Origin of the sequence: Sporosarcina sp. P32b, assembly GCF_002743335.1 — a bacterium.
Taxonomy (GTDB): domain Bacteria; phylum Bacillota; class Bacilli; order Bacillales_A; family Planococcaceae; genus Sporosarcina.
Map to the genome: position 1 here is coordinate 25,699 of NZ_PDZB01000005.1, position 12,731 is coordinate 38,429.

Below are 12,731 nucleotides of genomic sequence, written 5' to 3' on the forward strand. Positions count from 1 at the left end.
TGATAACCATTTGTACCGAAGACAGCAGGTGTGGCTTGCCACTTAATGCTCCTGCCGAGGACAAGACGCTCTTTTTTAAAGATGACGACTTTTCTGCCCTCATGTCTTAGACATTGAGGGCTTTTTATATCGGTATAAGTGACCCTAATTACCAGGAGGTGTCAACATGAGCAAAATTTTAGAAGCTAAACAAGCGGTCGTATCGGAAGTCGCTGAGAAGTTGCAATCAGCAGCATCTGTAGTGGTTGTCGATTACCGTGGTCTAACGGTTTCACAAGTAACAGAATTGCGTAAACAACTACGTGAAGCGGGCATCGAGTTCAAAGTTTATAAAAACTCTATGGTGCGTCGTGCGACAGTAGTTGCAGGACTAGAAAGTTTGAACGAAAACCTTACAGGTCCAAACGCTATCGCTTTCTCTACAGAAGACGTAGTAGCGCCAGCTAAAATCTTAAATGATTTCGCTAAAAAGAATGAAAAGCTTGAAATTAAAGCAGGTGTGATCGAAGGAAACGTCGCATCAGCTGAAGAAATGAAAGCATTGGCTACTCTACCGTCTCGCGATGGTCTATTGTCTATGCTACTCAGCGTTCTTCAAGCGCCAGTACGAAACTTTGCACTTGCTACAAAAGCAGTTGCAGAACAAAAAGAAGAGCAAGGTGCTTAATTTCGCATTTTGACTATGACCGGAAAAAACTAGCCGGTTAAATACAACTTTCCAGGAGGAACTTAAAATGACTAACGCACAAATTTTAGACGCAATCAAAGAAATGACAGTTCTTGAACTAAACGACCTTGTTAAAGCAATCGAAGAAGAATTCGGCGTAACAGCAGCAGCACCAGTTGCAGCAGCCGGAGCAGTTGCAGAAGCAGCTGAAGAGCAAACTGAATTCGACGTAATCCTTGCATCAGCTGGAGATCAGAAGATCAAAGTTATCAAAGCTGTTCGTGAAATCACTGGCCTAGGATTGAAAGAAGCTAAAGCTCTTGTAGACGAAGCTCCTAAAGCTGTTAAAGAAGCAGCAACTAAAGAAGAAGCAGAAGAAATGAAAGCTAAACTTGAAGAAGTTGGCGCATCTGTAGAAGTTAAGTAATTTCTACTTCCCTGAGAAAAGCCCGTCTATTTGACGGGCTTTTTTCTTCATATACAGATATTGTAACTCTACGCAGGAGGTGTATGTATGGGAGAGCATTATTACTCAAAAACCCCACAAGTTTCAAGTGCCCCCAAGCAATGGAAGGCTGAGATTCGTAACAAAGTCTTTTCATTCACAACAGATGCTGGTGTATTCAGTAAAGGTAGTATAGATGAAGGATCAAAATTGCTAGCTGAAACGTTTAAAGAACCATCCATTGGGGGAGACTTCTTGGAAATAGGTTGCGGCTATGGACCGATTGCGTTGTCTATTGCATCGGATTTCCCTGAACGGCTTGTCCATATGGTTGACGTGAACGAGCGCGCGTTGGCTCTTTCTAAAACTAATGCCCAGCAAAACCAGATCACTAATATACAAATTTATGAAAGTAGTGGAGTCGATCATGTCCGATCAAATGACTTTGCTGCAATTATAACAAATCCTCCCATAAGAGCGGGTAAGCAAACGGTCTTTTCATTCTACGACGGTGCTTATGAAAAAATGGCTTCAGGTGGAGAACTATGGGTTGTCATTCAAAAGAAACAAGGAGCTCCATCTACGATGGATTACTTGAAGAAGTTGTTTGGTAACGTGGATACGGTTGCCAAGAAAAAAGGCTACTTTATTTTGGTGGCTAAAAAAGATTGACAGGATCAATTTCATGTAGTAGCATTATTAAATGCATAAATATTTATATTGCAGCTGTATGCCCTTTTGTGTGATGTAGTAGAGGAAAAGGTATATTGATGTTTGGATAAAGATTGTGAAATCGAAAATGAGCTCTTGTCGGAACTCGTTTTCTTTTTGTTTTTTCGAAGTCACAGCGGAATTTCTGATTTTGCAAAAAACTAATATTGTCTTAATGAGGGGTGAATGAGTTGACAGGTCATTTAGTTCAGTATGGTCAACATCGTCAGCGTAGAAGTTTCGCGCGAATCAAGGAAGTACTCGATTTGCCGAATTTAATTGAAATTCAAACGGCATCTTATGAGTGGTTCTTAGAAGAGGGGCTACGTGAAATGTTCCGGGATATTTCTCCTATCCAGGATTTCACAGGTAACTTGTCCTTGGAATTTATCGATTACAAACTGGGCGAACCAAAATATCCGGTTGACGAATCAAAAGAGCGCGATGTGACATATGCCGCACCACTTCGTGTAAAAGTACGTCTTCATAATCAAGAAACCGGCGATGTGAAGGAACAAGACGTTTTCATGGGAGATTTCCCGCTTATGACAGAAAACGGAACATTCATTATTAACGGAGCGGAGCGTGTTATCGTTTCACAGCTCGTTCGATCGCCAAGTGTTTACTACAATGATAAGACGGACAAAAATGGTAAGCGTGGATTTGGCGCTACTGTTATTCCGAACCGCGGAGCGTGGCTTGAGTATGAAACAGATGCAAAAGACGTAGTACATGTCCGTATCGACCGTACTCGTAAGTTGCCAATCACTGTTTTATTGCGTGCATTAGGCTTCTCTACCGATCAAGAAATTATCGATTTAATCGGTGATAATGAATATTTACGGAATTCATTAGAGAAAGATAATACCGAGACTTCAGAAAAGGCGATGCTTGAGATCTATGAGCGACTTCGTCCAGGTGAGCCACCAACACTAGACAGCGCAAGAAGTCTTTTGTATTCACGATTCTTCGATCCGAAGCGCTATGATTTAGCGAATGTCGGTCGCTATAAAATGAATAAAAAGCTCCACTTGCAAAATCGACTGTTTAATCAAACAGCTGCTGAGACACTTGTCGACCCTGAAACAGGCGAGATTTTAGTGGAAAAAGACCAGCTGATCGACCGACGTACATTAGATAAATTACTACCATTTTTATCTCAAGGTATCAATTCTGAGTCGATCGAACATGTAGGGTCTATATTGGAAGAGCCAATGGTTATCCAGACGCTAAAGATTTACGCACCGAAAAGTGAAGAAAAACAAGTGATTAATGTTATATCTAACGCTGAAGTAGACGAGTCTATTAAACATATTACCCCGTCAGATATCGTTGCTTCTGTCAGTTATTTCTTTAACCTCTTGCATGGTGTAGGAAACACAGATGATATTGACCATCTTGGAAATCGTCGTTTGCGTTCTGTTGGTGAATTACTTCAAAACCAATTCCGTATCGGTCTTTCTCGTATGGAGCGTGTGGTTAAAGAGAGAATGTCTATCAATGACACGCAATCTATAGTGCCACAACAACTGATCAATATCCGTCCTGTTATCGCATCTATTAAGGAGTTTTTCGGAAGCTCGCAGCTATCTCAGTTCATGGACCAAACAAATCCATTGGCTGAATTGACGCATAAGCGTCGTCTATCTGCACTAGGACCTGGTGGTTTGACACGTGAACGAGCAGGAATGGAAGTTCGTGACGTTCACTACTCTCACTATGGTCGTATGTGTCCAATTGAAACGCCTGAGGGGCCGAACATTGGACTCATTAACTCGTTGTCTACATTTGCGAAAGTGAATCGATTTGGTTTCATTGAGACTCCTTATCGTAAAGTAGATCCTGAAACGGGTCGTGTTACTGCACAAATTGATTATCTGACAGCTGATATTGAAGATAACTATGTAGTAGCACAAGCGAACTCACTGCTTGATGAAGACGGATCATTTACGAATGAAGGCGTGGTAGGGCGTTTCCAAGGGGATAACACTGTATTCCGCCGCGAGCAAATTGACTATATGGACGTTTCACCTAAGCAAGTGGTTTCAGCAGCTACTGCATGTATCCCGTTCTTAGAAAACGATGACTCTAACCGCGCTTTGATGGGTGCGAATATGCAACGTCAAGCAGTTCCTTTATTGAATCCTGAAGCGCCATTTGTTGGTACTGGTATGGAACATATCTCTGCGCGTGATTCAGGTGCGGCTGTTGTTTCTAAACACCACGGTATCGTAGAACACGTAGAAGCAAAGGAAATTCGTATTCGTCGTATTGAAGAAGTGGGCGGTAAAGAAGTGAAGGGTGACCTTGTCGTTTGCCGTTTATCTAAATTCATTCGTTCGAACCAGGGAACTTGTTATAACCAACGTCCGATTGTAAAAGTTGGCGACCGTGTAAAACCGCTTGATATTCTTGCGGACGGACCATCAATGGAACAAGGAGAACTTGCGCTTGGCCGTAACGTTCTAACTGCATTCATGACATGGGATGGTTACAACTATGAGGATGCGATTATCATGAGTGAGCGTCTGGTGAAAGATGATGTATTCACATCTGTTCATATCGAAGAATATGAGTCGGAAGCACGTGATACAAAGCTTGGACCAGAGGAAATCACGCGTGATATTCCAAACGTCGGAGAAGATGCATTGCGCAACTTGGATGACAGAGGAATTATCCGTATTGGTGCTGAAGTGCGCGATGGTGATATCTTGGTCGGTAAAGTAACGCCTAAGGGAGTTACAGAATTGACTGCGGAAGAACGTCTTCTACATGCAATCTTCGGGGAGAAAGCGCGCGAAGTCCGTGACACTTCATTACGTGTACCTCACGGAGCAGGTGGAATCGTTCTAGATGTGAAAGTCTTTAACCGTGAAGATGGAGATGAGTTGTCTCCTGGAGTAAACCAGTTAGTACGTGTATATATCGTACAGAAGCGTAAAATCTCTGTCGGGGATAAGATGGCAGGACGTCATGGTAACAAGGGTGTTATTTCCCGAATTTTACCTGAATCAGAAATGCCGTTCCTTCCAGATGGTACGCCGATCGATGTCATGTTGAATCCACTAGGTGTTCCATCACGTATGAATATCGGACAGGTCCTTGAAATGCACCTTGGTATGGCTGCACGTAGTCTAGGTATTCACACAGCTTCTCCTGTATTTGACGGTGCAAACGAGGAAGATGTTTGGGCTACAATGGAAGAAGCGGGTATGAACCGTGACGGTAAAACAATGCTATACGATGGTCGTTCAGGTGAACCATTTGATAACCGCGTATCAGTAGGCGTTATGTACTTGATCAAACTTGCCCACATGGTAGATGATAAGTTACACGCACGTTCTACTGGACCATACTCACTCGTTACACAGCAACCACTTGGCGGTAAAGCCCAGTTCGGTGGACAGCGTTTCGGGGAAATGGAAGTGTGGGCACTGGAAGCATACGGTGCCGCTTATACATTGCAAGAAATCTTAACAGTCAAATCTGATGACGTCGTAGGTCGTGTGAAAACATACGAAGCGATCGTCAAAGGCGATAGCGTTCCTCAACCGGGTGTACCAGAATCATTTAAAGTACTAATCAAAGAACTTCAGAGTTTAGGATTAGACGTTAAAATGTTGACGGAAGACTTTGAAGAAATTGAGCTTCGCGATCTAGATGACGAAGAAGATATGCAACCAACTGACGCATTGAACTTGATGAAAGAAGATCAACCGATCGCCTAAACTACAAGCGAAAAGCACTGATCTGTAATATAAATAAACAAACAAAAACGAATAGAAGAGGGCTTCGAGCACCCTCTTCTATTCTATTCAGTAAGAAGAACGTCTTACGTGAATGCGCTACTACAAGTTAAGTTGATTGATAAGCCGTTATGGCGATTAGACTAAAGGGAGGTTGGCTCCTTGATAGATGTTAATAATTTTGAGTATATGAAAATCGGCCTTGCTTCACCTGACAAGATTCGTTCTTGGTCATATGGAGAAGTGAAAAAGCCTGAAACGATCAATTACCGTACACTAAAGCCAGAGAAAGACGGATTATTCTGTGAGAGAATTTTCGGTCCGACAAAGGACTGGGAATGTCACTGTGGTAAATACAAGCGGGTTCGTTACAAGGGCGTTGTTTGTGATCGTTGTGGCGTAGAAGTCACGCGTCAAAAAGTACGTCGTGAACGAATGGGTCACATCGAGCTTGCAGCACCTGTTACACATATTTGGTACTTCAAAGGAATTCCTAGCCGTATGGGCTTGATCCTAGACATGACGCCACGTGCGTTGGAAGAGATTATCTACTTCGCGTCTTACGTAGTTGTCGAACCGGCAGATACGCCACTTGAGCGCAAGCAGTTGCTTTCTGAAAAAGAGTACCGTTTATACCGTGAAAAGTATGGTTCTAAGTTCCAAGCAGCAATGGGTGCTGAAGCAATCGAGCAACTACTTCGTGCAATCGACTTGGATAAAGAAACAGATTCATTAAAAGAAGAGTTGAAAACAGTACAAGGTCAGCGTCGTACACGCGCAATCCGACGTCTGGAAGTTGTGGAATCTTTCCGTAACTCCGGAAATCGTCCGGAATGGATGGTATTGGAAGTACTTCCTGTTATCCCTCCCGAATTGCGTCCGATGGTACAGCTAGACGGAGGACGTTTTGCGACATCCGATTTGAATGATCTTTATCGTAGGGTTATTAACCGGAACAACCGCCTAAAGCGACTATTGGATCTAGGAGCGCCTGGCATTATCGTTCAGAACGAGAAGCGTATGCTTCAAGAAGCAGTAGATGCACTTGTAGACAATGGTCGTCGCGGAAGACCTGTAACAGGTCCAGGTAACCGTCCGTTGAAATCCCTTTCTCATATGCTGAAAGGTAAGCAAGGGCGCTTCCGTCAGAACTTACTTGGTAAACGCGTAGACTATTCTGGTCGTTCGGTTATCGTAGTAGGTCCTAACTTGAAAATGTATCAATGTGGTCTACCTAAGGAAATGGCGATCGAGCTATTTAAGCCGTTTGTTATGAAAGAATTAGTAGAACGCAACTTGGCGCATAACATTAAGAGTGCGAAACGTAAGATTGAACGTCTTCATTCCGAAGTATGGGATGTATTAGAAGACGTTATTAAAGAACATCCAGTACTTCTTAACCGGGCACCGACGCTTCACCGTCTGGGAATCCAGGCGTTCGAGCCGATACTGGTTGAAGGTCGCGCTATTACGTTACACCCGCTCGTATGTACAGCTTATAACGCTGACTTCGATGGTGACCAAATGGCTGTTCACGTACCGCTATCTGCTGAAGCACAAGCTGAAGCACGTCTATTGATGCTAGCTGCTCAAAACATTTTGAACCCGAAAGATGGGAAGCCGGTTGTAACTCCTTCACAGGATATGGTGCTTGGAAACTATTACTTAACAGTCGAGCGTAAAAACGCAGCTGGAGAAGGTTCTGTGTTCAGTGATCCGAATGAAGCGTTAATTGCGTATCAAACAGGACATGTTCACTTGCATTCCCGCATCGCGGTTCAGGCAGGTAGTATTAAGAATCCTACATTTACGGATAAGCAAAATAGTCAGCTATTGTTAACGACGGTAGGTAAAATCATATTCAACGAGATTCTACCTGAGACGTTCCCGTACATCAACGAACCGACGAATTACAACTTACAAGTGGAAACGCCTGGAAAGTATTTCATCGACGGCACAGTTAATGTTAAGGAGCACTTGCAAGAAGCAGAACTGATCACACCATTTAAAAAAGCAATCCTTGGGGAAATTATCGCGGAAATCTTCCGCCGCTTCCACATTACAGAAACTTCTAGAATGTTGGATAGAATGAAAAACCTAGGATTTAAATATTCTACTCGTGCTGGAATTACAATCGGTATTTCTGATATCGTGGTCTTGCCGAATAAAGCAGAAATCCTTCATGAAGCGCAAGAAAAAGTGGATAAAGTCACGCAGCAGTTCCGACGCGGTTTGATTACCGAAGAAGAGCGTTACGATCGTGTTATCTCTTATTGGAGCCATGCGAAGGACGTCATCCAGAATAAGCTAATGGATTCATTGGATATCGAAAACCCAATCTTCATGATGAGTGACTCTGGAGCCCGTGGTAACGCATCGAACTTTACACAGCTTGCTGGTATGCGTGGACTAATGGCCAACCCGGCTGGACGGATTATCGAACTTCCGATCAAATCTTCCTTCCGTGAAGGTCTGACAGTACTCGAATACTTTATCTCTACACACGGTGCGCGTAAAGGTCTTGCCGATACAGCATTGAAGACTGCCGACTCAGGTTACTTGACTCGTCGTCTCGTAGATGTGGCACAAGATGTTATTGTTCGTGAAGAAGATTGTGGAACTGACCGCGGTCTTGCTATCACTGCTTTAACAGAAGGTAATGAAATGATTGAAACATTGCTTGAACGTATTGAAGGTCGTCACACGAAGAAGACGATCAAACATCCGGAAACGGGCGAAGTTATTCTTGCGAAAAACGGATTAATTACTGCGGACATAGCGAACATAGTAATTCAAGCCGGTATCGAAGAAGTAACGATTCGTTCTGCGTTTACATGTAATACGAAACACGGCGTATGTAAAAAATGTTACGGTATCAACTTAGCTACTGGAGAAACGGTAGAAGTAGGGGAAGCAGTGGGAATCATTGCGGCACAATCTATCGGTGAACCAGGAACGCAGTTAACGATGCGTACATTCCACACAGGTGGAGTTGCCGGAGATGATATTACACAAGGTCTTCCGCGTATTCAAGAGATTTTCGAATCTCGGAATCCGAAAGGTGTAGCGGTTATTTCTGAAATTGCTGGTACTGTAATTGAAATTGATGAAATCCGTGAAGGTTTAAAAGAGATCACTATTGAAGGTGAAGTAGAAACACGTAAATACCCTACGTTGTACAATGCGCGTTTAAGCGTAGAAGTAGGCGATGTGGTTGAGCGTGGGCAAACTATTACCGAAGGTTCTATTGATCCTAAACAATTGATCGTAGTAAAGGACGTTTCAACTGTACAAGAGTATCTGTTGAAAGAAGTTCAAAAAGTTTACCGTATGCAAGGTGTAGAGATCGGTGATAAGCACGTTGAAGTGATGGTACGTCAAATGCTTCGTAAAGTTCGGGTAATTGAAGCAGGAGACACTGATCTTCTTCCAGGTTCATTACTGGATATCCACCAATTCTCTGAAGCGAATGCAAAAGTGTTGTTAGCGGGTAAAGTCCCAGCTACTTCACGTCCTGTAATTCTCGGAATTACGAAAGCTTCACTTGAAACAGAATCATTCTTGTCTGCGGCATCGTTCCAAGAAACAACAAGAGTTCTTACAGATGCAGCTATCAAAGGTAAAACAGATGAGTTGCTAGGTCTGAAAGAAAACGTCATTATCGGGAAATTGGTCCCTGCAGGTACTGGAATGCAGAGATACCGCCAAATCAAGATGCAACATGATGGGGTAGAAGAAACTATTACAGCTGAATAAAAATAAACGGGACATCGTTCCCGTTTGTTTTCTTAAAATTGTTGACAAGTCATTGTAGAGATGATAATATACAAAAGGTTGATAGTTGTTGACCGTTAACTTTTCGGAAAGAAAAATGTTCTTTCGAATAAGTGCAAGGCGATAAGCAATCATCATTATAAAATAACAGTAAGCAGAGATCTCTGGAGTTACTGTCACCCGTTTTTGTGTGTGCACGCACAAAAACTTTGTTTTTACTTAAAAATGAACCACCTGGGTGTGTGGTATTATAAAAAGCTCGGAAGGAGGAACAACCTGATGCCTACAATTAATCAATTAGTCCGTAAACCTCGTAAATCGAAAACGGAAAATTCTAAGTCACCGGCTCTAGGAAAAAGCTATAACAGCTTTAAAAAGTCTATGACAAACGTGAACTCACCACAAAAAAGAGGTGTTTGTACACGTGTTGGTACTATGACTCCTAAGAAGCCAAACTCGGCACTACGTAAGTATGCTCGTGTTCGTTTAACTAATACATTGGAAGTAAACGCATATATTCCAGGTGAAGGCCACAACTTGCAAGAACACAGTGTGGTACTAATCCGCGGAGGACGCGTAAAAGACTTACCGGGTGTTCGTTACCATATCGTACGTGGGGCACTTGATACAGCTGGAGTTACTGGCCGTATGCAAAGCCGTTCAATGTATGGAGCTAAAAAGCCTAAAGTTAAGAAGTAATACAAAACTAACAATATTGAAAGGAGGAACTAATTATGCCTCGTAAAGGTCCTGTAACAAAACGTGATGTACTACCTGATCCGATTTATAATTCCAAGCTTGTAAGCCGCCTTATCAACAAAATGATGGTAGACGGTAAAAAAGGTACTTCTCAAAAAATTCTTTATGGAGCGTTCGAAATTGTTAAAGAACGTTCTGGACAAGAGCCAATCGAAGTATTCGAAGCAGCTTTAAATAATGTAATGCCAGTTCTTGAAGTGCGCGCTCGCCGTGTAGGTGGAGCTAACTATCAAGTACCGGTTGAAGTACGCCCTGAACGTCGTTCTACTCTAGGCCTTCGTTACCTTGTAAACTATTCACGTACACGTGGAGAGAAGACAATGGAAGAACGTCTAGCGAACGAAATTCTTGATGCATCAAACAACACAGGTGCTTCTGTTAAACGCCGTGAAGAAATGCACAAAATGGCTGAAGCCAACAGAGCATTCGCTCACTATCGCTGGTAAGGTCGGATAAACAACAGCAGTAATCCGAAACGGAAGGAGATTACAAAATGGCTAGAGAGTTCTCATTAGAGAATACTCGTAACATTGGTATCATGGCTCACATTGACGCTGGTAAGACAACGACAACAGAGCGGATCCTTTTTTACACAGGTAAAATCCACAAAATTGGTGAGACGCACGAAGGTGCATCACAAATGGACTGGATGGAGCAAGAACAAGAACGTGGAATCACGATTACTTCTGCTGCAACAACAGCAGCATGGAAAGGTCACCGCGTAAACATCATCGATACACCGGGACACGTAGACTTCACAGTTGAAGTTGAACGTTCACTTCGTGTATTGGATGGTGCTGTAGCGGTACTTGATGCACAATCAGGTGTTGAACCACAAACAGAGACAGTTTGGCGCCAGGCGACAAACTACAAAGTACCACGTCTCGTATTCGTAAACAAAATGGATAAAACAGGTGCTGACTTCCTTTATTCAGTAGGTACACTACGTGACCGCCTACAAGCGAACGCACACCCAATCCAATTGCCAATCGGCGCGGAAGATAACTTCTCAGGAATTATCGACTTAATCGAAATGAAGGCAACTATGTATCCAAATGATCTAGGAACAGATACAACAGTGGAAGAAATTCCGGCTGAGCATCTTGAACTAGCTAAAAAATACCGTGAGAGCCTAATCGAAGCTGTTGTAGATTTCGATGAAGATCTTATGGAAAAATACCTTAGCGGTGAAGAACTTACAATAGAAGAACTTACAACGGCTATTCGTAAAGCTACGTTGGCAGTTGAATTCTATCCTGTTGTTTGTGGTACTGCTTTCAAAAACAAAGGTGTACAACTAGTATTAGATGCGGTAGTAGACTACCTACCATCACCACTTGATGTACCACCAATGATGGGCTTCAACCCTGACACTGAAGAAGATGAAGTGCGTGAGTCGACTGACGAAGCGCCATTCTCAGCACTAGCATTTAAAGTTATGACGGATCCTTATGTAGGTAAACTTACATTCTTCCGTATTTACTCTGGTATTCTTCAAGCAGGTTCTTATGTAACTAACTCTACAAAAGGCAAGCGTGAGCGCGTAGGACGTATCCTGCAAATGCACGCTAACAGCCGTGAAGAGATTTCTGAAGTACACGCGGGTGAAATCGCTGCTGCTGTAGGTTTGAAAGATACAACTACTGGAGATACACTATGTGATGAGAAGTCATTGATCATTCTTGAATCAATGGTATTCCCAGAGCCAGTTATCTCTGTAGCAATCGAACCTAAAACAAAAGCGGACCAGGATAAAATGGGCCAAGCTCTTGGTAAGTTACAAGAAGAAGATCCAACATTCCGTGCGCATACAGATCAAGAAACAGGAGAAGTAATCATTGCAGGTATGGGTGAACTTCACTTGGATATTATCGTTGACCGTCTACGCCGTGAATTTAAAGTGGAAGCAAACGTGGGTGCACCACAAGTTTCTTACCGCGAAACATTCCGTGAGTCAGCTGAAGTCGAAGGTAAATTCGTTCGTCAATCAGGTGGACGTGGACAGTTTGGTCACGTATGGATCGAATTTGGTCCAAACGAAGAAGGAAAAGGTTTCGAGTTCGTAAACAACGTTGTTGGTGGTTCTGTTCCTCGTGAATACATCCCAGCAGTTGAAGCAGGAGTTCGTGATTCACTAGATAACGGTATTTTGGCTGGATATCCTTTAATCGATGTCAAAGCACGCCTGTTTGACGGATCTTACCATGACGTTGACTCCAACGAAATGGCATTTAAGATCGCTGCGTCAATGGCTTTGAAAAATGCTGCATCAAAATGTAAACCTGTAATCCTTGAACCAACTATGAGAGTAGAAGTTATCATTCCGGAAGAATACATGGGCGATATCATGGGTGATATTACATCACGCCGTGGCCGTGTAGAAGGTATGGAAGCTCGTGGTAACGCACAAGTAGTTCGTGCAATGGTTCCACTTGCTGAAATGTTCGGTTATGCAACATCTCTACGTTCAAACACACAAGGCCGCGGAGTATTCTCAATGGTGTTTGATCACTATGAAGAGCTACCAAAGTCTATTGCAGAAGAAGTAATCAAGAAAAACAAAGGTGAATAATAAAGTTCATCCTTGTTTCCTATAAAAAATACTTGTAAGATATGGATAGTCGAGAGG

General features: G+C 42.8%; 8 protein-coding genes and 1 other annotated feature (1 of these 9 running past the window's edge). All 8 genes read left to right on the forward strand.

The annotated features are described in order from the left end of the window. Positions 1-136 (forward strand) — a sequence feature (ribosomal protein L10 leader region); it begins 3 nt to the left of the window's first position. A gap of 30 nt (positions 137-166) precedes the next feature. The 8 genes from rplJ to fusA all read left to right on the forward strand — a co-directional run bounded on the left by rplJ (position 167) and on the right by fusA (position 12,674). After that, positions 167-667 carry a 50S ribosomal protein L10 gene (gene rplJ, locus CSV64_RS05540; protein WP_099633794.1) on the forward strand — a complete coding sequence of 167 codons (501 nt, stop codon included), beginning with the start codon at positions 167-169 and terminating at the stop codon, positions 665-667. Positions 668-734: 67 nt separating this feature from the next. After that, entirely contained in the window at positions 735-1,094 is a 360-nt protein-coding gene (gene rplL, locus CSV64_RS05545; protein ID WP_085427471.1) for a 50S ribosomal protein L7/L12, read from the forward strand. 87 nt (positions 1,095-1,181) lie between these two features. After that, a complete protein-coding gene (locus CSV64_RS05550; RefSeq protein WP_099633795.1) occupies positions 1,182-1,784 on the forward strand; it encodes a class I SAM-dependent methyltransferase in 603 nt (200 codons plus the stop codon). 221 nt (positions 1,785-2,005) lie between these two features. After that, positions 2,006-5,551, forward strand: coding sequence for a DNA-directed RNA polymerase subunit beta (rpoB, locus tag CSV64_RS05555; RefSeq protein WP_199168427.1), 3,546 nt, complete (start codon positions 2,006-2,008; stop codon positions 5,549-5,551). Positions 5,552-5,731: 180 nt separating this feature from the next. Beyond that, positions 5,732-9,325 carry a DNA-directed RNA polymerase subunit beta' gene (rpoC, locus tag CSV64_RS05560; RefSeq protein WP_099633797.1) on the forward strand — a complete coding sequence of 1,198 codons (3,594 nt, stop codon included), beginning with the start codon at positions 5,732-5,734 and terminating at the stop codon, positions 9,323-9,325. Positions 9,326-9,622: 297 nt separating this feature from the next. Further along, on the forward strand, positions 9,623-10,042 hold the full coding sequence (gene rpsL, locus CSV64_RS05565; protein WP_085132019.1) for a 30S ribosomal protein S12: 420 nt from the start codon (positions 9,623-9,625) through the stop codon (positions 10,040-10,042). Positions 10,043-10,077: 35 nt separating this feature from the next. Continuing rightward, positions 10,078-10,548 (forward strand): 30S ribosomal protein S7, encoded by a 471-nt coding sequence (gene rpsG / locus CSV64_RS05570; protein ID WP_029053281.1) that lies wholly within the window; start codon positions 10,078-10,080, stop codon positions 10,546-10,548. A 47-nt stretch (positions 10,549-10,595) separates the two neighbouring features. Continuing rightward, positions 10,596-12,674 carry an elongation factor G gene (gene fusA, locus CSV64_RS05575; RefSeq protein WP_099633798.1) on the forward strand — a complete coding sequence of 693 codons (2,079 nt, stop codon included), beginning with the start codon at positions 10,596-10,598 and terminating at the stop codon, positions 12,672-12,674. Positions 12,675-12,731 lie beyond the last annotated feature (57 nt).